Source organism: Flavobacterium sp., assembly GCF_044357305.1.
In the GTDB taxonomy this organism is placed as follows: domain Bacteria; phylum Bacteroidota; class Bacteroidia; order Flavobacteriales; family Flavobacteriaceae; genus Flavobacterium.
This window is the reverse complement of the sequence record NZ_JBIKPS010000001.1, coordinates 46,644-69,559: the sequence shown is the minus strand read 5'-3', so window position 1 is coordinate 69,559 and position 22,916 is coordinate 46,644. Positions and strand designations below refer to the sequence as shown.

22 protein-coding genes and 1 tRNA gene are annotated in these 22,916 nt (G+C 33.1%); 16 read left to right on the top strand and 7 right to left on the bottom strand.

Annotated elements, in window-relative coordinates; genetic code table 11:
• Nucleotides 1–69 precede the first annotated feature (69 nt).
• A complete protein-coding gene (locus tag ACIQ2J_RS00325) occupies nucleotides 70–525 on the top strand; it encodes a hypothetical protein (RefSeq protein ID WP_396165321.1) in 456 nt (151 codons plus the stop codon).
• A 63-nt stretch (nucleotides 526–588) separates the two neighbouring features.
• The gene (locus tag ACIQ2J_RS00320; protein WP_396165319.1) at nucleotides 589–1,200 is read left to right on the top strand and encodes a hypothetical protein; all 612 of its coding nucleotides are present in this window, start codon (nucleotides 589–591) and stop codon (nucleotides 1,198–1,200) included.
• Nucleotides 1,201–1,280: 80 nt separating this feature from the next.
• Here ACIQ2J_RS00320 and ACIQ2J_RS00315 read toward each other — a convergent pair.
• Nucleotides 1,281–1,354: transfer RNA gene (locus tag ACIQ2J_RS00315), tRNA-Ala, on the bottom strand.
• A gap of 157 nt (nucleotides 1,355–1,511) precedes the next feature.
• On the opposite strand from ACIQ2J_RS00315, the gene ACIQ2J_RS00310 reads away from it, so the two are divergent.
• The 7 genes from ACIQ2J_RS00310 to ACIQ2J_RS00280 all read left to right on the top strand — a co-directional run bounded on the left by ACIQ2J_RS00310 (nucleotide 1,512) and on the right by ACIQ2J_RS00280 (nucleotide 7,291).
• Complete coding sequence (locus ACIQ2J_RS00310; RefSeq protein WP_396165317.1) at nucleotides 1,512–3,392, top strand: Omp28-related outer membrane protein; 1,881 nt, start codon at nucleotides 1,512–1,514, stop codon at nucleotides 3,390–3,392.
• Between the two features lie 58 nt (nucleotides 3,393–3,450).
• Complete coding sequence (locus ACIQ2J_RS00305) at nucleotides 3,451–4,185, top strand: T9SS type A sorting domain-containing protein (RefSeq protein WP_396165315.1); 735 nt, start codon at nucleotides 3,451–3,453, stop codon at nucleotides 4,183–4,185.
• Between the two features lie 123 nt (nucleotides 4,186–4,308).
• Entirely contained in the window at nucleotides 4,309–5,262 is a 954-nt protein-coding gene (locus ACIQ2J_RS00300; RefSeq protein ID WP_396165313.1) for a 2-hydroxyacid dehydrogenase, read from the top strand.
• Between the two features lie 52 nt (nucleotides 5,263–5,314).
• Entirely contained in the window at nucleotides 5,315–5,653 is a 339-nt protein-coding gene (locus ACIQ2J_RS00295; protein WP_396165311.1) for a TM2 domain-containing protein, read from the top strand.
• Nucleotides 5,654–5,656: 3 nt separating this feature from the next.
• On the top strand, nucleotides 5,657–6,061 hold the full coding sequence (locus tag ACIQ2J_RS00290; protein ID WP_396165309.1) for a DUF2752 domain-containing protein: 405 nt from the start codon (nucleotides 5,657–5,659) through the stop codon (nucleotides 6,059–6,061).
• Nucleotides 6,058–6,498 (top strand): hypothetical protein, encoded by a 441-nt coding sequence (locus tag ACIQ2J_RS00285; protein WP_396165307.1) that lies wholly within the window; start codon nucleotides 6,058–6,060, stop codon nucleotides 6,496–6,498. The genes ACIQ2J_RS00290 and ACIQ2J_RS00285 overlap by 4 nt, the downstream gene beginning before the upstream one ends.
• Nucleotides 6,488–7,291 carry a M48 family metallopeptidase gene (locus tag ACIQ2J_RS00280; protein ID WP_396165304.1) on the top strand — a complete coding sequence of 268 codons (804 nt, stop codon included), beginning with the start codon at nucleotides 6,488–6,490 and terminating at the stop codon, nucleotides 7,289–7,291. Before ACIQ2J_RS00285 ends, ACIQ2J_RS00280 begins: the two co-directional genes overlap by 11 nt.
• A 151-nt stretch (nucleotides 7,292–7,442) precedes the next feature.
• On the opposite strand, the gene ACIQ2J_RS00275 is transcribed toward ACIQ2J_RS00280, so the two are convergent.
• The gene (locus ACIQ2J_RS00275; protein ID WP_396165302.1) at nucleotides 7,443–9,239 is read right to left on the bottom strand and encodes a GNAT family N-acyltransferase; all 1,797 of its coding nucleotides are present in this window, start codon (nucleotides 9,237–9,239) and stop codon (nucleotides 7,443–7,445) included.
• A 166-nt stretch (nucleotides 9,240–9,405) separates the two neighbouring features.
• On the opposite strand from ACIQ2J_RS00275, the gene ACIQ2J_RS00270 reads away from it, so the two are divergent.
• From ACIQ2J_RS00270 to ACIQ2J_RS00255, 4 genes are all read left to right on the top strand, one after another.
• Nucleotides 9,406–10,167: an exodeoxyribonuclease III gene (locus ACIQ2J_RS00270; RefSeq protein ID WP_396165299.1), complete on the top strand. Its 762-nt coding sequence runs from the start codon at nucleotides 9,406–9,408 to the stop codon at nucleotides 10,165–10,167.
• A 44-nt stretch (nucleotides 10,168–10,211) separates the two neighbouring features.
• Nucleotides 10,212–11,177 carry an OmpA family protein gene (locus ACIQ2J_RS00265; RefSeq protein WP_396165297.1) on the top strand — a complete coding sequence of 322 codons (966 nt, stop codon included), beginning with the start codon at nucleotides 10,212–10,214 and terminating at the stop codon, nucleotides 11,175–11,177.
• Nucleotides 11,178–11,319: 142 nt separating this feature from the next.
• Nucleotides 11,320–12,360 (top strand): aldo/keto reductase, encoded by a 1,041-nt coding sequence (locus ACIQ2J_RS00260; RefSeq protein ID WP_396165294.1) that lies wholly within the window; start codon nucleotides 11,320–11,322, stop codon nucleotides 12,358–12,360.
• A gap of 843 nt (nucleotides 12,361–13,203) precedes the next feature.
• A complete protein-coding gene (locus ACIQ2J_RS00255) occupies nucleotides 13,204–13,992 on the top strand; it encodes a Fic family protein (protein WP_396165292.1) in 789 nt (262 codons plus the stop codon).
• A gap of 1,112 nt (nucleotides 13,993–15,104) precedes the next feature.
• Here ACIQ2J_RS00255 and rpmA read toward each other — a convergent pair.
• Together rpmA and rplU are read right to left on the bottom strand one after the other, a co-directional pair.
• Nucleotides 15,105–15,365 (bottom strand): 50S ribosomal protein L27, encoded by a 261-nt coding sequence (gene rpmA / locus ACIQ2J_RS00250; RefSeq protein ID WP_035127829.1) that lies wholly within the window; start codon nucleotides 15,363–15,365, stop codon nucleotides 15,105–15,107.
• Between the two features lie 22 nt (nucleotides 15,366–15,387).
• The gene (gene rplU / locus ACIQ2J_RS00245) at nucleotides 15,388–15,861 is read right to left on the bottom strand and encodes a 50S ribosomal protein L21 (protein WP_396165289.1); all 474 of its coding nucleotides are present in this window, start codon (nucleotides 15,859–15,861) and stop codon (nucleotides 15,388–15,390) included.
• 222 nt (nucleotides 15,862–16,083) lie between these two features.
• Here rplU and ACIQ2J_RS00240 point away from each other — a divergent pair, with 222 nt between their 5' ends.
• Nucleotides 16,084–17,415: a M16 family metallopeptidase gene (locus tag ACIQ2J_RS00240; protein WP_396165287.1), complete on the top strand. Its 1,332-nt coding sequence runs from the start codon at nucleotides 16,084–16,086 to the stop codon at nucleotides 17,413–17,415.
• 12 nt (nucleotides 17,416–17,427) lie between these two features.
• Nucleotides 17,428–19,482, top strand: coding sequence for an insulinase family protein (locus ACIQ2J_RS00235; RefSeq protein WP_396165285.1), 2,055 nt, complete (start codon nucleotides 17,428–17,430; stop codon nucleotides 19,480–19,482).
• 69 nt (nucleotides 19,483–19,551) lie between these two features.
• On the opposite strand, the gene ACIQ2J_RS00230 is transcribed toward ACIQ2J_RS00235, so the two are convergent.
• Nucleotides 19,552–20,418 carry a DMT family transporter gene (locus tag ACIQ2J_RS00230; protein WP_396165283.1) on the bottom strand — a complete coding sequence of 289 codons (867 nt, stop codon included), beginning with the start codon at nucleotides 20,416–20,418 and terminating at the stop codon, nucleotides 19,552–19,554.
• 114 nt (nucleotides 20,419–20,532) lie between these two features.
• On the opposite strand from ACIQ2J_RS00230, the gene ACIQ2J_RS00225 reads away from it, so the two are divergent.
• Nucleotides 20,533–20,913, top strand: coding sequence for a heavy-metal-associated domain-containing protein (locus tag ACIQ2J_RS00225; protein WP_396165281.1), 381 nt, complete (start codon nucleotides 20,533–20,535; stop codon nucleotides 20,911–20,913).
• Nucleotides 20,914–21,050: 137 nt separating this feature from the next.
• On the opposite strand, the gene gldD is transcribed toward ACIQ2J_RS00225, so the two are convergent.
• Nucleotides 21,051–21,617 (bottom strand): gliding motility lipoprotein GldD, encoded by a 567-nt coding sequence (gene gldD / locus ACIQ2J_RS00220; protein WP_396165279.1) that lies wholly within the window; start codon nucleotides 21,615–21,617, stop codon nucleotides 21,051–21,053.
• The gene (locus tag ACIQ2J_RS00215; RefSeq protein WP_396165276.1) at nucleotides 21,610–22,905 is read right to left on the bottom strand and encodes a gliding motility-associated protein GldE; all 1,296 of its coding nucleotides are present in this window, start codon (nucleotides 22,903–22,905) and stop codon (nucleotides 21,610–21,612) included. Before ACIQ2J_RS00215 ends, gldD begins: the two co-directional genes overlap by 8 nt.
• Between the last annotated feature and the right edge of the window lie 11 nt (nucleotides 22,906–22,916).

The following is a 22,916-nucleotide window of genomic DNA, read 5'->3' as shown; positions in this document are numbered from 1 at the left end:
CCAAACTTGACCTAATTTTGCTTCCTTTTTTATTTTAAGTTTACAAAATAAACATAAAAAAATTTAGCTATGAATAAACATTTAGTACAATCAATTTTTGTTAAAATAAAATTTTTTTTATTATTTATCGTAATGATAAGTTTTTCGGTTAGTTATTCTCAAAAGCAAATGAAAATTCATTATGACTTTGCAAAAACAATTATTAGAGAAAGTTATTTTGTAAACAGTATGGGTCAAAAAAATGGTGTTTCTAAGATGTATACTAGAGATGGCATAAAAGAAGCAGAAATGACCTATAAAAATGGCGTGATAGAAGGACCAATTAAAACATTTTATTTGATAATAGATTCAAATAGAAAAGATTATATAAAACAAACAGGTCTTTATAAAAATAATAAGCCTGTTTCTATTATTGATTATAAATATTACATTAATGGTAAAGAGTGTGAAACGGATGAAGAATTTCAAAAAGGAATTTGTCTTAAATATAAAGAAGTTTATTATAAAAACGGGTCTTCTGATTGAGAAATTGATTACGACACATCTGGAAAGGTTGTAATTGATTTTTCAGAAAACGGTATTTTTTTAATGAATTATGATAATGGTAAGCCTTATGTGAAAGCTAATAAAAGCAATGGATTGTTTAACGGAAATTATTGTATGTATAACACCACTGGCATTGAAATTCAGAAAGGGGTTTATAAAAACAATGTTTCTGTAGGCGAATGGATAATGCCAAGAAATAGTGCTGGAGAATATCCTAGTAAGTCAGATTTAGATGCGCCAGCTTATCTTCGTAAAGTCTTTTATAAAGAGGATGGTATTGTCGATGGAAGATCAAGCGGTCCAGATATTATCAAAGAAAAAGTATCCGTCAGTCATTATTTAAATGGCACAAAACGGGATTCTTGCTTTTTGGCTGCTTTTAATAATTATGTTGAGTCTATCGGACCTGGAGATTATTTTTCCTATTACCAAAATGGTCAGTTGGCATCATCAGGAAAAGTATCAAAAAAATGTGATACTTTGACTCCAAATGAGGAAACGGATTGCATAGGTTATTGGGTGTATTATTATGAAAATGGTAAAATAAAGAAAGAAGGAACTTACATTGATAATCCAGAAAAAGACCCAAGACAAGGACAAAGTTGGAAATATTATAAAGAAGATGGTACTTTGCAAGAAGAAAAAATTTGGTAATCCAAATCAAACATCATTTTTTGCAAAACTTACTAAATGAATAAAAATAGCCTCTAAATTTATATTTAGAGGCTATTTTGTGGAGAATACCGGAGTCGAACCGGTTACCTCTTGCCTGCCAGGCAAGCGCTCTAGCCAAATGAGCTAATCCCCCTTATATTTAGCAAATGTAAATTATTATTAGTATTAATATAACATAATATATAGTATTTTTAAAATTTTAAGACTTAGTATTGCGAATATCTAAAAAAAAATACCTATAATTGCACTACCAATCAATAAATTACCTAATTTAATACCCAAATCATTCTATGAAAAAAATTACTTTACTATTTTTATTTTTATTTGCACTGCAAAGTCAGGCGCAAACCTATTATTCTGAAAACTTTGAAGGAGGCCTTAATGGCTGGACTACAGTCGACTTAGACGGTGACACAAATGAATGGGCATCATTAAATGCTTCTACTATTAACAGCAACCTTGGTTTGGGTTCTTTAGTTTCGTTTTCCTATACTAGCACTTTAGGGCCGCTAACTCCCGATAATTTAGCAACTTCTCCAGCTATTGATTTAACTGCAGTTACAGCTTCAAATGTTTATTTCTTATACGACCAAGTTACAAATTTAAGTTACCCAGAAGAACATTATGCAATGTACATAACTACTTCTAATGATCCAGCGGTAATCACCGCAGCTGCTCCTTTTTATGAAACGGATGTTACAGATGGTGTTCTTACTAATAAAGCGTTTGATTTATCAAGTTTTATAGGTCAAACCGTTTACATTAGTTTTAGACATTTCAATTGTACTGATTTCTATTATTTAATAGTTGATAATATGGAGGTTAAGACATTGCCTCAAAATAACGTTCAATTAGTTTCTTCAGAACTTATAAGATACGGATTATTAAATTCAACAAACACAATTTCATTAACTCTTAAAAATAAAGGAAGTAATGTAGTTGATAATGTAACTGTAAATTGGAATGATGGTACTAACCATAGTACTACCATCCCTACAACTATAGGTATTGGAGAAACGATTACTTTAGATCATCCAACAGGAGTACAATACGCGAGTGTTGTAGAAAAATCTATAGCTATTACAGCAACTCAAGTTAATGGAACTACTGATTCAGATCCTAGCGATAATGTAAGCTCTAATATGTTTAATACTATTAGCCAGGCATCTGTTAAAAATGTATTGTTTGAAGAAGGAACAGGAACATGGTGTGGTTGGTGTCCAAGAGGAGCTGTAGCAATGAATTACATGACTGCTACTTACCCTACTCAATTTATTGGTGTTGCGGTACACAATGGTTCAAGTGATCCGATGAAACTTGCTGTTTATGATACTGCTGCAGGAATAACAGGTTTTCCTGGTATGAACGTAGATAGAGTTGTAAAAAACGAAGGAGTTTCTCAGTCATTGATGGTTTCCAATTTTAACCAAAGAAAAGTACTTGCTACTCCAGTTAGTATCAATGCTTCTGGAAGTGTTGTTGGTTCTGCTATAACAATAAATGCAGAAGCTATTTTTAGAACATTATTTTCTGCTGCTGATTTTAGATTAGGAGTAATAATTTCAGAAGATGGAGTTCGTGGGACTACTGCTGGATATAAACAAGTTAATTACTATGCTGCAAATGCTAATGGACCAATGGGCGGTTATGAATCTTTGGCAAATCCAGTTCCTGCTGCACTTATGACTTACAACCACGTTGGTAGAGCTTTATTAGGTGGATATGATGGCCAAATTGGTTCTGTACCTGCTTCAATTACAGATGGTCAAAGTGCAAGTTATACCTTTAATTATACTGTTCCAGCTACTAGTGTTGTTGCAAACATGCATGCCGTTTTAGTCTTAATTGATCAAGCTACTGGAGAAGTTGTAAATGCTAAATCGGTTGTTTTAAATACACTTGCTGTTGATAGTAATACTTATTTAAATGATGCTGTTCAAATTTATCCAAACCCTGCAAGTGAGTATTTTAATATTAAAAACTTAAAAAGTGGTGATTATACTATCACTATTTATGATATGTTAGGAAAAGCAGTACAAATTATTGATTCTAAAAATGTTATCGAAAATGAATCAGTAACTATTCCAGTAAAAGGAATTTCTACTGGAGAATATATTGTAAACATTGCATCTGAAACTACTTCTACTAGCTTACATTTGTTAGTAAAATAAATTACTAAGGCATTTATCGTCACTCTGGCGATAAATGCCTTTATTTAAATTCTATTATATGAAAAAAATTATACTTTCAGCACTAGTATTGTTGACTTTTTCTTTTAGTACTGTGGCACAGTTTACAGTGTCCAAAGCAGATGGAACTGCAGTTACTAATGGTCAAACTCTTACTTTTAACTCTATTGTTTATGCTCAGGCTTCTTTAGCTTTGAAAATAACCAATACTGCTGCAACTGCAATTAATGTAAAAATTAAATGCCAAAGCATGACCAATACTGATGGGCAAATGATGGAAGTTTGTTTTGGACCAGATTGTTACGGTACAACTTCAGTAGGGGATGTGTTTCCAGCTTCTGGATCTGTAAATATTACTACTGGAGGAGTGGATTCTTCAGCTCACTTTTTTAACAATGATCTAGGTATCTCGTTAAGTGCGCCAGTAGATTATGTATTTAAAATATACCAAGTAGATGATTTTGGTTCACAAACAGGAACGCCATTTATTTTTACCTATCGCTACGATGCTACACTTTCTAACAATACTGTAGGAGGGTTAAGCACTAAAAGTGTAACTATTAAATCAACTACTATTGATAATAATTTAGATCTAGAAGTAAATTCAAAATCTGATTTTACAATCTATGATTTAAATGGGAAGCTAGTTTTAGCAAATAAATTAGATTACGGAATGCAATCAGTAGACGTTTCTAATTTGTCTTCAGGATTATATTTAATAAACTTTATTGATGAAAAAGCAGATGCTTTCTCCTTAAAGTTTGTAAAAAAATAAATTTTAAAATAAATTCTTAAAAGTTCGCATCTTGCGAACTTTTTTGTTTTAATAAAAGCCGTATTTATCAAATTAAAACGCATAGTAATCTAAAAATAAGTATTTTTATACTTTATATAAATTATGTCTGTACAAGCAATAAAAATTCTCCATCTAGACAGTAACCATCCTTTGTTGTGGCAACAACTAGAAGAGGCTGGTTTTCAAAATGAAGCAGATTTTACCTCTACTAAAGAAGAAGTCGAAGCCAAGATACACAACTACCAAGGCATTGTTATTCGGAGTCGGTTTAAAATAGACAAGACCTTTCTTAATAAAGCTTCCAATTTGCAATTTATTGCTCGTGTGGGTGCTGGACTAGAAAGTATCGATTGTGATTATGCAATTGCCAAAGGAATCCACTTAATTGCAGCTCCAGAAGGCAATAGGAATGCTGTGGGCGAACATACGCTTGGCATGTTACTATCGTTAATGAACAAACTAAACCGTGCCGATAAATTGGTACGCGAAGGCAAATGGATTCGCGAAGGTAATCGTGGTTATGAGTTAGAAAATAAAACCGTCGGAATTATCGGTTATGGCAATATGGGAAAATCTTTCGCTAAAAAATTACGTGGTTTTGATGTAGAAGTTATGTGCTACGACATTCAGCAAAATGTAGGAGATGAAAATGCCACTCAAGTAAGTCTTGTAGAACTTCAGGAAAAAACAGACGTTTTGAGCTTACACATTCCGTGGACTCCAGAAACCGACAAGATGGTGAATGCCAATTTTATTACTTCTTTTGCTAAACCTTTTTGGTTTCTCAATACTTCACGAGGTAATAACGTAGTTACTGCCGATGTTGTAACTGCTTTAAAATCCGGAAAAATACTTGGAGCAGGATTGGATGTTTTGGAATACGAAAAACTATCTTTTGAAAATTTATTCATCGACTCTGACAAGCCTGAAGCTTTTCAATATCTATTAGATTCAGAAAATGTTTTACTAACACCTCACATTGCAGGCTGGACTTTTGAAAGCCATGAAAAATTGGCTCAGACAATTGTAGATAAAATTATTAGATTATATAAATAATTTTTCTATTTTAGTAAACTAAAACAAAATTAACTAACCAAACCTAAAATTTATGGACGCACAGAAAGTCGACATGTTTATGATGATGAATTCAAAATACTTTGAAAGTTATCATTTGAATTCAGTAAGAGAAAAATTATTAAGTTTAGACGAATCTAAATCAAGTATCGTTCACAGTCTGCAGTTTAAAGAACCAACAACCGCACTTATTATTTCCATTTTTGGGGGAGCATATGGAATTGATCGTTTTTATATTGGCGATACTGGAATGGGTGTTGGAAAATTATTAACTTGTGGGGGATTAGGTATTTGGGCAATCATTGATTGGTTCATGATTCAAGGCGCTACTCGTGAAAAAAATATGCAAATGTTTCAAAACACAGTATACTAGATAATGTCTAAAAACAAGTTATACCTATTTATAATAGCAGCTTGTTTAACAGGTTTTAGTTACCTTTTTTATAGCATACATTATTCTAAAAGCACTTCTTTAAGTCTTTGTATGGTAAAGAATGTCACGGGTTATCCGTGCCCCTCCTGTGGAACTACTAGAGCCATTCAATTGCTTTTAAAAAATAATTGGATGGCTTCCCTACAAATGAATCCTTTTGGAATCCTTGTTGCTCTCTTGATGGTAGTGCTACCATTATGGATTGTATCGGATACTATAACCAAAAAAGAAACATTTTTCAACAATTACCAAAAAGCCGAAGCAATTATTCGAACTAAAAAATTAGCATTTTTTTTAATTATATTAGTGATTTTCAATTGGATTTGGAATATAAAAAAAGGATTATGATACAAAACACCACATTTGCTTATAAACCCACCGATCACGAATCGGAACGAGCTTCTAATAGTTATTTGATGTCTTTAGTCGCCTTGGTTGCGGGTTTACCATTGCCTATTATTAATTTAATTGCTACGTTCTTTTTCTTTATTGCCAATAGAAAAGGCACTTATTTTGTGCGTTGGCATTGCACCCAAGCCTTGGTTTCGCAAGCAGCATTGCTCTGCATGAACAGCTATGGTTTTTGGTGGACTATTTCTATCGTTTTTGGAGAGGCACATGTGAGCAATCGATATTTTGCCTATATATTCACCGCTTTTTGTTTTAATGTTGTAGAATTTATATCCACTATTTATTGCGCTGTGCAATCCAGAAAAGGAATTCATGTGCAACAATGGTTTTTCGGAAATTTAACTAACTTAATTTGTAGAGCAGATGATAAATAAAACAATTTTTCAAGGGTTCTTAATTTTAGTTGTCTTTTTCGGATTGTGGTTTGGACTATCCAAAATAGATTTTGTTGGTTTTTTTCAAATTCAAAAGCATTCCACTTCTGCCGAAAATAAAATTGGCGATTTAATTTGGGATCAAATTCAGGATACGGAAGATGTTATTACAAAGGATTCACTAGTGAATACTTTAGATAGTTTGATTATGTCTATCTGCAAAGCCAATAACATTGAACGCGATTCATTGAAAATTCACATCATAAAAAAGGATGAGGTTAATGCTTTTGCTTTGCCCAATAATCATTTGGTGGTATATACGGGTTTATTAGTAGATTGCAAGAAACAAGAGGCTGTGCAAGGAGTTTTAGGACATGAAATTGCACATATTGAAAACAACCATGTCATGAAAAAACTATCTAAAGAAGTTGGTCTATCGGTTTTGATTGCTGCTGCATCTGGTGGAAAAGGTGGCGAAATATTGCAACAAATCTTTAATACACTTTCTTCTACAGCTTACGATAGAACTCTTGAAAAAGAAGCCGATATGGAAAGCGTTAAGTATTTGCTTAAAGCAAATATTAACCCTGAACCTATGGCCGATTTTATGTATGAATTAGCTCAAAAAGAAGAAATGCCGGATGGCTTGTCGTGGATTTCCACCCATCCCGAATCGGAAGAGCGCGCTAAATATATTTTAGATTATTTAAAAGGTAAAAAACACCAAAAGAAACAAACGCTAACCGAACAAAATTGGAAAGCATTTCAAAATCAAATTAAAAAATTAGAATAATAAAAAAGCTACAAGATTTAAAATTTTGTAGCTTTTATTTTTTATTTTTAACCCAGAACCCAGAACCCAGAACCCAGAACCCAGAACCCAGAACCCAGAACCCAGAACCCAGAACCCAGAACCCAGAACCCAGAACCCAGAACCCAGAACCCTATTTCTCCCCCAACTTCCGCTCCAATTCCGCCTGAAATTCTTCCATAACAGGTTTCATGGTGCTTTCTGGAATATCGGCAATCCGAATATACATTAGGCCATCAATAGCATTGTTAAATAACGGATCGACATTAAAAGCTACCAGGCGTGCATTTTGCTTGATGTATTTTTTTATTAATACCGGAAGGCGTAAACTACCGGGCTCTAGTTCGTCAATTATTTTATCAAATTTATTTAAATCGGCTTCGGCTTCATCAAAAATAAAATCCTTGTCGGCATCTTTTAGTTTTACTTTAAACTCCTTTTTGGGATGCACGTACTGCGCAATATAGGGATCGTAGTAATTAGACTTCATAAATTCAATCATCAACGATTTAGAGAAATCGGTAAATTGGTTGCTAATGCTCACCCCACCCAACAAGAATTTATGCTCCGGATAACGAAGTGTGGTATGAATAATCCCCCGCCAAAGCAAAAACAAAGGCATTGGTTTTTGTTGGTATTCTTTGATGATAAAGGCTCGACCCATTTCAATGGAATTTTGCATCATCTCGTGCAATTCACTTTCAAATCGGAACAAATCGTTTAGATAAAATCCGGACATGCCGTATTTTGGAAAAATCTCTGATCCCAATCCCATTCTATAAGCACCGGCAATTTGTTTCGTTTCATCATCCCATAAAAACATATGGTGGTAGTAGTGGTCGTATTTATCTAAATCAATAGACTCATTAGTACCCTCACCTACTTCTCTAAACGTAATTTCTCGCAAACGACCAATTTCGTGAAGCACGTTTGGTATTTTATGGGCTTCCGTAAAAAACACTTCATAGTTTTTACTTTGCAACAATCGGCAATCGGCATCTCTTAGTTTATTAACTTCGTTAACTATCTTTTCTTGACTTGCTGCAGTAACAATTTTTTTCGGACTTTTAGCAGATTTTAAATTAGGAACCGATAACAATTTACTTTCTTTATTGAAAGAATTAGCCAACATATAGGTTTTCTTTCTTAAAAATTCCGAATATTCTTCAATGGATTTATATTCATTTTGCTCTGCAACTGAAATAGGCTTCCCAATTCGAACTTTAATAACCCTGTCTTTTTGAGAAAATAATTCCGACGGTAACTTTGCTGTTCTTAATGTGCCATTAATTTTAGATAACAAATAAAACAATCTACTGTTTTTGGCATGAAAATAAATAGGAACTACCGGAACTTGCGCTTTTCGAATAACTTTTATAGCGCCTTCTTCCCATTGTTTATCTACCACTAACTTTCCATCTTTGTAGGTAGAAACTTCTCCGGCAGGAAACATTCCAAGAGGTTTGCCATCACTTAAGTGACGAAAAGTTTCTTTTAATCCAATCACACTAGATTTAACATCTTTGTGGTTTTCAAATGGATTAACAGGCATTATATATTTTTTGAGTGGCTCAATTCGATGCAATAAAAAATTGGCAATAACTTTAAAATTAGGCTCTTTTTCAAGCATTAATTTTAATAATAACACCCCGTCAATTCCGCCAAGAGGATGGTTGGAAATAGTTATATAAGCACCATCTTTTGGTAATCGTTTTAAATCTTCTTTAGGGATTTCAAATTTTATTTCTAAATCTTGAAGTATTGCATTGAGAAATTCAACATCTTGTAGATGTTTATTTCTATCATAAACTTTATTTAAAGTCGAAATTTTAAGTACTTTCATTAATACCCATCCAGCGAAAGTGCCTAAAACTCCATACTTGTCAGCGTTTATTGATTTTGCAACTTCTTTGGCAGTGACTAAACCCATTGAATCGTTTTTGGTTTTTTGAACAAAAAACAAATATAGTAAATCTATTGTAACGGAATTTTAAAATAATCAGATTTACATAAATGGTAAAAAAAACCTAATAATTTTAGATAAATAGAAGAAGTTTTCGCGTTTTTATTTACTTTTGAAAAACTAAAAATTGAAAATGAAAATCATTTCTTATAATGTTAATGGTATTCGTGCGGCAATAACTAAAGGCTTTTTAGATTGGTTGCAACAAGCCAACCCCGATGTTATTTGCTTACAAGAAATTAAAGCTACGGAAGATCAAATTCCTACGGAAGATATAACCGCTGCTGGGTATCCGTACCAATATTATTTTTCGGCTAATAAAAAAGGATATAGTGGTGTAGCTATATTATCTAAAACCGAACCTAAAAAAATAGTTTACGGAACCGGAATTGAACACATGGATTTTGAAGGACGAAACCTTCGTGCTGATTTTGATAACCTATCGGTAATGAGTTTATACTTACCTTCGGGTACTAATATCGACCGATTGGACCATAAGTTTAAGTATATGGACGATTTTCAAAACTACATCAATGCCTTAAAAAAGGAAACTCCAAATCTAGTTATTTGTGGCGATTATAATATTTGCCATGAAGCTATAGATATTCATGATCCTATTCGAAATAAAACTGTTTCCGGATTTTTGCCCGAAGAACGCGCTTGGTTGGATGCTTTTATGAAATCGGGTTTTGTAGATAGTTTCCGACATTTTAATAAAGAGCCTCACAATTATTCTTGGTGGAGTTATAGAGCAGGAGCAAGAGGTAATAATAAAGGTTGGCGCATAGATTACAATTTAGTAAGCGAGAACTTAATAGACCGAATGAGTCGTGCTGTAATTTTGCCCGAAGCCAAACATTCTGACCATTGTCCAATTATGGTAGAAGTGGATTAACAAATTAAAATTACCCCAAATACTAACTTATAATATTAAAAATAATGATAAAGAAAATTTCCTTAGGACTATTAGTTTTAGCACTTTCTACCTCTTGTGTATCTAAAAAAATATACAATGATTTGGAAAATAAATTTGCCGATTTAAAGAAAGAAAACCGAAAGATAGCCGACGACAATGAAGAGTTGACAAAGGTTAAGAATCAGTTGGAATTGGATGGAACCAAATTAAAGGCGGATTACGATAAGCTGAAAGCGGATAACGAGAAGTTGCAGGCTAGTTATGCAGCAACTGATAAGAGTTTGAAAACTTTGCAAGCTTCTTATAATGCTTTAGAAAAAGACAGTAATGAAGCCTTGACAGCAAACATTAATAAAAACCGTGAATTGTTAGCGCAATTAGAAGCTAAAGAAAAATCGTTGGCAGCAGAACAAGCTAGATTGAACAAACTGAAAGCCGATTTAGATGCGAGTTCCAAACGTTTAAGCGAATTAGAAGCATACATAGCTGCTAAAGATGCTAGTATGAAAAAACTGAAAGAAACGTTGATGAAATCATTGAAAGCCTTTGATGGAAAAGGATTAACGGTTCATGAAAAAGATGGGAAAGTGTATGTTTCTATGGAAAACAAATTGTTGTTCCAAACGGGAAGTTGGGCTGTGAATGCCGATGGAAAAACTGCTGTAGTGGAAGTAGGTAAGGTATTGGCTCAAAACCCAGATCTTTCTGTTTTAATTGAAGGGCATACCGATGACGATAAAATTACGGGAAACCTTGGTGGCGGAATCGAAAACAACTGGGATCTATCTACCAAAAGAGCAACTGCAATTGTTACTATCCTTTCGGAAAATAAAGGTGTTAACAAACAAAACCTTACGGCTGCTGGTCGCGGAGAATTTGCTCCATTAATGAGCAACGATACTCCAGAAGGAAAATCTAAAAACAGAAGAATTGAAATCATCTTAACTCCAAAATTAGATGAAATTTCTAAAATGTTAAACGATTTGTAATTCGTTACATTATCAAAACCATAAAGGCTCTAAGATTTTTCTTAGGGCCTTTATGGTTTATTTAGTTTGTTTAACAACTGTTAGCATTTGAAATCCTTTTCTAAAATGTATTTTTGCAACTCTTATCTCCTATTAAAACAAAATGAAATATACCAACCTCCCGAATTCCGATTTAAAAATTAGTACCATTTGCCTTGGAACCATGACTTTTGGCAACCAAAACAGTGAAGCCGAATCTCATGATCAATTGGATTACGCCATAGCACGAGGCATCAATTTTATTGATACTGCCGAAATGTATCCTATTGGAGGGAATGCCCAAATTGTGGGAAGTACCGAACGCCATATAGGAAGTTGGTTACACAAAATTGGATCTTCCGAAAGACAGAAGTTGGTGGTTGCTACCAAAATTGCAGGGCCCCATCGCGGGATGGAATACATTCGTCAACCCTTAGATTTTTCTAAGAAAAGTATACACGATGCGGTAGAATTGAGTTTAAAAAATTTACAAACCGATGTCATTGATTTGTATCAAATGCACTGGCCAGAACGTGTCATGAATATGTTTGGGCAACGCGGGTTGACCAAAATTGATACCAATTGGCAAGATAATTTTGCAGAAGTACTATCTATTTATGACGGATTAGTAAAAGAAGGAAAAATAAAAAGCATCGGAGTTTCTAATGAAAATCCCTACGGCGTGATGCGTTTTTTACAAGAAAGCGAAAAGAATAATTTACCAAGAATTGCTACTATTCAAAATCCGTATTCGTTATTGAATCGTTTGTTTGAAGTGGGCCTTTCGGAAATTTGTATGCGTGAAAACGTGGGTCTTTTGGCTTATTCACCATTAGGTTTTGGAACGCTATCTGGTAAATATTTAAACGGAATTAATCCGGAATATAGAATGGCGAAATTCCCGCAATTCGTTAGATATACTGGCGAAAATGCGGTGAAAGCCACTCGATTATATAATGTTTTAGCTAAAGCAAATAATTTGACCATTGCTCAAATGGCATTAGCGTTTGTTCACCAACAAAGTTTTGTAACTTCAACTATTATCGGAGCTACTTCTTTAGAACAATTGAAAGCCAATATAGATGCTTTTGAAGTGGTTTTATCTCCAGAAGTTCTCGCCGAAATCAATAAAATTCAAGAGTTAATTCCGAATCCGGCACCATAGTTTTCAATATTCATCGTTCAGGGTCGGAACTTTAAAATTCAAGTAAAAAGGGTGAAAATTCAGGTTATTAACTTGAATTTTCACCCTTTTTACCTGAAAATTCACCTTCCGAACCTGAAGATTTCATTTTAATAAACTGACCATTGACCTACAATTACATGTGCGTGTGACCTCTCCTAAAATTAAAATTTCCTTAAAGGCTTAACACAAAAACCATACGTTTTTGGTAAAAAAACCCATCCTCCTTCATCAAAACTACAAACATATCCACTGTTTGCATCAACTTCGCTTGAACTCCATACCCCTTGACTTGTGGTAGGATACACTCCACCAACTAATGCGTAGTTTTGATAAACTAAAGATAGTTCATCTTTACTTGGCAGAAACCAATCCGAGTAGCCATCAATTGTAAGTGCATCACATATATAAGCTACAGTGCCTTCTCTACAAGCAGTTACTAAATTAGCAGTGTTATTAATTCCAGTTCCAAATGCAGTTGAATTATTAGCAGTTGGAATTCCCGAGTATCCAAAAGTTGAAAAAAAGTTACTGTACTGAAACCTTTTTTTTATTATAGTAAGAATTTGTTTTGGATTTAAAGGAATTTTGAATTGAAACTATAAATAAATGGAGTAAGCGAAAATCCATTAAAGAGTAGCAAAAAATAAATATTTTAAAATATGTATAAAATTAAAGTTATACAAACACTTCAAGTTATATATGATGGTTATTATTCGGAAAGAGCTTTTTATATTTACTATTAATGTTACGTATCTATATTTGCGAATAAATACGTATATTATCGTGAGTTTAACTATTCATACATTGAAATTAGACTTGGGCATGAAGTTCATGACTGAGCTGAGTAAAATTGAACGATTTGATGCTTCATGGGCAACTATTGAAAAGTGGGAAGGTGCTTCTTTGAAGCAATTAAAATCTATTGCTACTGTGCGAAGTTTGGGTGCTTCAACAAGGATTGAAGGTTCAAAAATGACTGACGATGAAATGGCAGTGTTGATTGAAAAATTATCTATTTCCAAATTAGAAGAAAGAGATGAGCAGGAAGTCATTGGTTATTTTGAAGCCTTAGATTCGATCGCTGAAAACTATGAATTCATTGGTATTTCTGAAAGTCAAATCAAAAACATGCATATGATATTGATGTTACATGTCGAAAAAGATGCTTGGTGTAGAGGAAACTACAAGCAAGTGAGTAATGCAGTTGAAGCTAATTTGGTTGATGGTACAAAGCAAATCGTTTTCACTACAACGGAGCCTGGATTGGCAACACAAGACGCCATGATACAGCTGTTTGAATGGTATAATTCGGACAAGGAAACAATTCCCTTGGTAAAGTCAGCTTTGTTTGTTTACGAATTTTTAAGCATCCATCCATTTCAAGATGGCAACGGAAGATTAAGCAGATTGCTTGGGAGTTTACTGCTTTTAAAAAATCGCTATTCATGGATTCAATATGTTAGTTTTGAACATGAGATTGAAAGTAGAAAATCGGAGTATTACAAAGTTACTCATGCAAACACAGCGAAACAGACCAGGAGAAAATGTTACGAACAGGTTAACTTTTTTTATCAGTTGTTTGATAAATATACAAGAACAGTTGCTGATTAAATTAGATAAAAGCAAAACCGAACAACCTATTTCACAACGGGAGAAGCGCATGGTATTCTTTATTCAAAACCATGCTGGTTGTGCCTCTAGCAACATAGCGAAGAAACTTGATATACATACCAACCGTTAAAAAAATCTTTGGCTAAATTAGTTTTAAAAGGAATTATAATAAAAGAAGGGCAAGGAAAATCAACAGGGTATTTTGTGGTTTAATAGAAATAGATTTAAATTCTGGTTGGTTTGAAGTGAATCAACAATGCATAAAAAACACTTTTGAGTAATTTTATCCAAGCAATTACAGTTTTAGTACCTTCGAATTCAAACAGGTTAATCACCTTGTAAAATTGGGTTTCAAACCCAACTATTAAGTCCTTTGTATCAAGATGGACATTCGGTTAGAAAATATAAAATTGGACTCAAATTCTGGAGTATCGCATCTTTTTTTTTAAATCGATTATATTTTTTGCGAATGCTTATATTCATTAAATTTTTCTAATAGGGTTAAATATTTATTTTCCCAATAAATACTGTTTTTATAATCAACATAATTATTAATTCTTAAACTGTTCAAGGCATTAATTTCTTGGGTGAAATCAAAATGTATAATATTCCCTATTTGTAAAATCAAATCTAGAGAAATTTCTTTTTTTTCGAACATTAGATATACCCATCTCCTACTTTTATTTAACCTTTTAGCCAAATTCGTAATAGGAAATCCACTTTTATAAACTGCAATTTTTATTATTTTTCCTCTATGTTGCATGATAATAAAATAGTAATTAAAATTTAGCTTAAAAAAACAGTACATTAAAATAATCGTTCGAATAAAGTTAAAAAAAAGAGTTAAAAACATGATATTTATCATGTTTCAACAAAACTAATAATTTAAAGTTATTATAATGAATATATAAATTGAAGTTTGAAAGTGAATCAATCCACTTCCAATGAAATTTAGAGGTTTTTTTATATTCAAAAAACAAAATAATTTCATCTATTCCCAAACAAAATATTCACTTTCGCTTAATAAATTTATAAAACAAAACCTAAAACAGTGTCAAACAAAAAACCCGATCATCACTGAACGGGTTTTAAAATGTCTAAATTGAATTAGATTATGCTTCAAAAGGAATTATAGAAACAAACGACTTATCGCCAGCTTTTTTCTGAAATTTCACAACTCCATCAACTCTTGCATGTAAAGTATGATCTTTACTAATGTAAACGTTTTCTCCTGGATTGTGTTTTGAACCTCTTTGTCTTACGATAATGTTACCAGCAATTGCAGCTTGACCACCATATATCTTAACGCCTAAACGTTTAGAATGTGATTCTCTACCATTCTTCGAACTACCGACACCTTTCTTGTGAGCCATGATGTTTTGGTTTTATAAGTTATTACTCTTGACTATCTGTTTTTTTAGCTTTTTTAGGAGCTGCTGCTACTTGTTCAGTTGCTTTTTCTGCTTTAGGAGCTTTAGCTTTTTTAGGAGCTACCTCTTCTTCTACAGTTTCAACAACCGGTGCTGCTTCCTTTTTAGGGGCTGCTTTCTTTCCACCAGTAGCACTAATACCTTCAATAAGGATTTGTGTTAAATACTGACGGTGACCGTTTCTCTTTTTGTAACCTTTTCTTCTTTTCTTTTTGAAAACGATTACTTTATCACCTTTTAAGTGTTGTAACACTTTTGCTTCTACTGAAGCACCTTCTATAGCTGGGGCGCCTAAAGTGATTGTGCCATTATCATCTAATAAAAGAACTTTGTCAAAAGAAATTTTTGAACCTTCTTCATTAGATAAACGGTGAACATAAACCTTTAAGTCTTTGCTTACTTTAAATTGTTGCCCTGCTATCTCTACGATTGCGTACATAACAAATTGTTTAGTTAATTTTTTTAAGGTTGCAAATATACAAATAAATATTTCTCTTACAACTCTTATTCAAAAAAGTTTTAGTTAATAATCAGTTTGTTATAATATTATGCTAATATTTTATTTCTTTCAGCGAAAATTGAAAAATAATGATATTTTTGTGTAACAAAAAATTCAATCAGTACACTAATCGTACTGTCAACCAAAACTGTATAATTTTTTATGAAAAAATCATTAATCGCTTTAAGTTCATTGCTTATGCTAGGAGGAACAGCTCATGCCCAAAAGGTCGCTTTTGAGGAATATGATTTAGCCAATGGAATGCACGTTATTTTACACAACGATCCATCAGCGCCAGTTGTAATAACCTCGGTTATGTACCACGTGGGGGCCAAAGACGAACAACCAGATAGAACTGGTTTTGCACACTTTTTTGAACACCTTTTATTTGAAGGAACTGAAAACATCAAACGAGGTGAATGGTTTAAAATTGTTACTTCTAACGGAGGTACCAACAACGCCAATACTACCGAAGACAGAACTTATTACTATGAAGTTTTCCCTTCTAATAATTTAGAATTGGGATTATGGATGGAATCGGAACGAATGATGCACCCGGTTATTAACCAAATAGGTGTTGACACGCAAAACGAAGTGGTAAAAGAAGAAAAAAGATTGCGTTATGACAATAGTCCTTATGGTCAATTGATTCCGCAAGTGAAAAAAAACATGTTTACCAAACACCCATACCGTTGGACAACCATCGGTTCAATGGATCATTTGGACGCTTCTAAATTAGAAGAATTCCAAGCATTCAATAAAAAATTCTACATTCCTAATAACTCGGTTCTTGTAGTTGCGGGAGACATTAACAATCCTACACAAACAAAAGAATGGATAGAAAAGTATTTTGGATCTATTCCTAAAGGACCAGCAATAGTTCGTGAAACTTTTGTAGAGGACCCAATCACTCAGCCAATCAATGCTACTTTTGAAGACAATAATATTCAAAAACCAATGGTGGTTGCCGCTTACAGAACAGCATCCATGAAAACTAGAGACGCTAGAGTTTTGGATTTTATATCTACTTATTTAAGTGATGGTAAAAGTTCAAAATTGTATAAAAAAATTGTAGACGACAAGAAAATGGCGCTTCAAATAGGTGCTTTTAGTTACAACCAAGAAGACTACGGTACCTATATTCTTTACGGAATGCCACAAGGCGATTTTACATCTAAAGATATTATTAAAGAAGTAGATGAAGAAATTGTAAAACTTCAATCGGAATTGATATCTGAAAATGATCTTCAAAAATTAAAAAATAAATTCGAGAACAGTTACGTTAGTGGAAACGCAAGTGTTGAAGGGATTGCTGATAATTTAGCAACTTATTATTTATTATATGGTGATGTAAATTTAATTAATACCGAAATAGAAATATACAATTCTATTACTCGTGAAGAAATTAGAGACATCGCAAAAAAATATTTGAATCCAAATCAACGTTTGCTTTTGGATTATATTCCTGCAAAAGACAAAGCTGAAAATAAATAAACTAACAAGAAAATGAGAAAATCAATTATATTATTATCGGGCTTGTTTTTAACTATAACTATGCAAGCACAAGATAGAAGCCAGCCAAAACCAGGACCTGCTCCTACAATAAACATTAAAAAACCAGTATCCTTTATCTTGCCTAATGGTTTAAAAGTACTAGTGGTAGAAGATCATAAATTACCAAGGGTTTCTTTTAATTTATCATTAGACAATGCGCCTTACACCGAAGGCGATAAAAAAGGGGTTGATGAATTAACAGGAGGTCTAATTGGTAATGGTTCAATGAAAATTGCTAAAGATGCTTTCAACGAAGAAATTGACTTCCTTGGTGCTGATATAAACTTTAGCACTAACGGAGCCTATGCAAGTGGACTTTCAAAATATTCTAAAAGAATTTTAGAATTAATGGCAGAAGGTACCCTAGACCCTAATTTTACTCAAGAAGAATTTGACAAAGAAAAGGACAAGCTAATAGAAGGTTTAAAAACACAAGAAAAAAGTGTTCCTGTGGTTGCAGGTCGTGTTGAAAATGTATTGGTATACGGGAAAAATCATCCAGCTGGAGAATATTTGGCTGAAGCATCCATTAAAAATGTTTCTCTTGCAGATGTGAAAGCCCATTACGGAACATATTTCGTTCCAGAACATGCTTATTTAGTAGTAATTGGAGATGTAAAATTCAAGGACACTAAAAAAATGGTAGAGAAATTATTTGGTTCTTGGTTAAAAGCTACCGCACCAAATTTATCCTACTCTGCGCCAAGCAATGTACAATACACTCAAATCAATTTTGTAGATATGCCTAATGCAGTACAGTCGGAAATTTCCTTGGTAAACTCAGTTAATTTAAAACTATCTGATCCAGATTATTTTCCTGTTATTGTTGCAAACCAAGTATTGGGTGGCGATTTCAACAGTTATTTAAATATGAATTTAAGAGAAGCTCACGGTTGGACTTATGGTGCGCGTTCAAGTGTTGGAGTTAATAAATATACTGTTAGCAAATTTAAAGCCAATTCTCAAGTAAGAAATATGGTTACAGATAGTGCTGTGGTAGAATTCATTAAAGAAATTAAAAGAATTAGAACCGAAAAAGTAACGGATGAAGCCTTGAGTAACGTAAAAGCTGGTTATGTTGGTCGATTTGTAATGCAAGTTGAAAAACCACAAACCATTGCTCGTTATGCACTTAATATTGAAACCGAAGGTTTACCTGCTGATTTTTATGAAAATTACATCAAAAATATTCAAGCAGTAACTGCTGACGATGTAATGCGAGTAATGAACAAGTACATTCTTGCTGATAACATGCGAATTTTAATTACAGGAAAAGGGACTGATGTTATACCAGGATTGGAAAAACTAAAAATTCCAATGTTCTATTTTGACAAATTTGGTAATCCTACCGAAAAACCTAAAATGAAAAAACCAGCTCCAGCAGGAGTTACCGTTAAAACAGTTTTAGATGGTTACATTGCAGCAATTGGAGGAGAAAAAGCCGTAACAGGAGTGAAATCTTTATTTGTTACAGGTGCTTCAGAGATTGAAGGTGCACCAGCGCCTCTTTCTTATGTTTCTAAAAAAGACACAAAAGGAAGAGTATTTTTTAAATTGGAATTGGTTGGAATGATGGAATTATCTAAACAAGTAGTAGGTGATAAAACAGGTTATTCAGCTGCTCAAGGTCAAAAAAAGGATTTAACTCCAGAAGAATTTGCTGAGAAAAAAGCAACTGCAACTACTTTTGAAGAATTGTTATTATCTAAAAAAGCAGATGTAACATTGGATGGAATAGAACCAATAAATGGCAGTGATGCTTATGCCATTAAAAACGGAAAAACCACATTATATTATGACGTGAAAACGGGTCTTAAAGTTATGTCATCAACTACCACTGAAAAAAATGGACAAAAAATGACTTCAACGATAAGCTTTAACGATTATAAAGAAGTTAAAGGAATTAAAATTCCTTACGTTATTGTTATGTCTCAAGGAAGAGAGATTGAAATTAAAGTTACCGATGTTAAAATTAATGAAGGTGTTTCGGATGCTGATTTTCAATAATCAGAACTACCATAAATTAGAAAAGACCGTCAGCAATGGCGGTTTTTTTTGTATATAATAGTTTTAAGATTATTTTTTATTTGCTAAATACACCCCAATTAAGATTACAAATGCTCCAAAGAATTGCAAAGGAGTAAGCATTTCATGATCTAATAATCCCCAAAAAAATGCCACAATTGGAATTAAATAAGTCACCGAAGAGGCAAATACTGGAGAGGATATTTGAATCAATTTAAAGAAACAAATGTTTGCAATTCCAGTCCCAACGATGCCAAGAATTATAATATACAACATCGAATGTTGCGTTTTTGGTAAAGAGACAATTGACAAAAAATCAGTTGAAAATAAAATTACTAATGCTGGCACTAACAGCACCACAAAATTTCCAGTAGTGATGCTTAATGGCTTTACATCTGAAAGTAATTTCTTTATCAAATTTACATTTACAGCATAACAAACGGAAGCAATAATCACCAAAATGGCATAATAGTAATTGTCATTAGAACTTTCTTGTTTGCCATTAAAAATTAAAACGGCAGTGCCAACTAAACCAATCACCACGCCAATAAATTGGCTTCTTTTAAACGAAAGTCCAAACGCTACAAATCCTATTAATAAAGTATTTAATGGCGTTAGGGAATTTAAAATAGAACATATCGAGCTACTTACTTTGGTTTCAGCTACAGCAAAAAGAAAGGCTGGAATAAAAGTGCCAAACAGTGCCGTTAAAGCAATGTATTTCCATTGGTAGAGTTTTATTTCGGTTAAACTTTTAAATCCTATTAGCAATAAAAACCCGGCGGTAAAAATAATTCGTAAGGCTCCCAGTTGGTAGGGTGATAAACCAATCAATCCTTTCTTGATAAGGATAAAAGAACTTCCCCAGATTAAGGAAAGCACTACTAATAAAGTCCACTGGAGCTGTTTGGTTTGCATCGTTTTTTGTTTGAAGCGACAAATTTGACATAATTTTATGAATTGTCGATTAAAAAATAGTGTAATTTTGCTAAAATAAATTAATTGATTCCCAAACCTATAAAATATAATAGTATGAAATTTTCAAATTCAATCATAGGTATAGCAATTGCTTCAGTTCTTTTTGTAGGATGTAAAAACAACGAAAAAACTCCCGCAGATGCTGCTTCAAAAACAGGAACAAAAAAAGAAATAGCTGCAGCTGTAAAACCAGAAACAGCTTCGTTCAGTATAGATGGAATGACCTGTGCGGTTGGCTGTGCTAAGACAATTGAAAAAAAACTATCGGAAATGGATGGTGTTCAAAATGCCAAAGTAGATTTTGATAAAAAACAAGCAACAGTGAACTTTGATTTGGACAAACTAAAATCAGAAGATTTAGTAAAAGCGGTCGAAACTACAGGTGATGGACAAACGTATAAAGTTTCTAATGTAAAAACGGGAACTAAGGTTTAATCAATTCTAGTATAGATTTATTAAATAAGGGCTTAAGTATATAACTTAAGCCCTTATTTATTTTCCATTAACCAAACATAATCCATTCACAGTCTGGCTCCCCTCTCCTTTGGAGAGGGGTCGGGGGTGAGGTTTTTTTACTTCCATTTTATTGTTTCCATTAGATGTTGCATATCGTTTTTTACATAACTTTCTGCAGGGAGTAAAGAATCATAATTAGGTTTTGCATAAAAGTAAACCGATCCAGTGACAAAATGCTTGACACTGTCTGTTGCATAAAATAATGAGTTGGTTGCCGCATTTCCGGTGACATCATAAAATGTTCCATATACCTTTTTTACTTTATTAAAATAAGGTAATTCTATTATTTCGTCTGCCTTAATGGTATGCATTTTGTAGGTTAGGTTCTGTGCGTCACGTAATAAAAAATCAATATCATTATTCACCGTTTTGTAGGTTAAATAAATGGTAGCTTTCATTTTTGGATAGGTAATAGTAAACCCACAATCTTTATCCTCTTTAATTACCGCCTCCGAATTCATCTCAAAAATAAATGGACAATGGTTTTCAAAAGCATCATATTCGGCAACCGGATAATTCAATCGCAATTGACTTGGGGGCTTTGGTAAAACTTCCTCTTTGCAACTCATTAATAGCACTCCGCTTATCAGTAAACCACAACTATATTTAAATATCTTAACCATCAATAGTTACTTTTATTTGTTTAATTCTTTTTCTATCTACTACCTCAATGGTAAAAAGACAGTTTTCAAATTGAATTTTTTGTCCTTTTTTCGGAAAATTCCCTAATATTTCTAGGATAAATCCCGCCAAAGTCTCTGCTTCTCCTTTTCTAATTTCAAATAATTCTTCGTTAACCGGGATAATTCGATAATAATCTTTTAGGTTAATTTTCCCTTCAAAAAGAAAATTCGTAGCATCAATTTGCGAATAATTAATATTTTCTTCATCAAATTCATCGCTAATATCGCCAACAATTTCTTCTATAACATCCTCTAAAGAAACCAAGCCAGAGGTACCGCCATATTCATCTACCACAATTGCCAAATGGCTTTTCATACTCTGAAAATCTTTTAATAAATCATCTAATTTCTTGTTTTCTGGCACAAAAAATGGCTCACGAAGTAATGTTTTCCAATCAAAAACTTCCGAATTTATATGCGGAATTAAATCTTTAATAAATAGAACGCCTTTAATGTGGTCAATATTGTCTTCATAAACCGGAATTCGGGAATATCCTTTTTCAATAATTTTTGGAAGAATATCTGAAAAAGTTTCCTCAATTTCTACTGCAAAAATGTCAATTCTAGGACTCATGACCTGTTTGGTGTCGGTATTTCCAAAAGAAACAATGCCTTCCAAAAGTTTTTGTTCTTCATGGGAAGTATCTTCGGTAGAAGTTAATTCCAATGCTTGCGAAAGATGGTCAATAGAAAAATTAGTCTTTTGTTTTCCTAATTTTTCTTGAATAAAAATGGTTAAACCCCTCAGCGGAATGCTTATTGGCGATAATATTTTATTCAAAATCAATAATGGATAAGCAATAAAACAGGCAAATTTTTTATTGTTTCTACTAGCATATACCTTAGGAAGGACTTCTCCGAAAAGTAAGATCAAAAAAGTAACTAACAGTACTTCCACTAAAAATTTCACCGCCGGAATAGCAATCATTGAAAATACTTTATCCAATGAAAAGGAGAAAAGAATTACCACCGCAATATGCAGGAAATTATTTGCTACCAAAATAGTGGCTAATAATTTTTTGGGCTTTGCCAAAAGTTGGTTGATAATTAAATGTTTGGAAGGATTTTGTTGCGATAAATCCGACAAATCCTTTTGGGATAAAGAAAACAATGCTACTTCTGCAGCAGCAACCATTGCTGTGCAAAAAAGCAAGCAGCAAATGCCAAAAATTCCAATAAACAAATTGGAATCTAAATTGAATAACGTAAAACTGGGCTCTGGGTCCAAATTAAATAAAA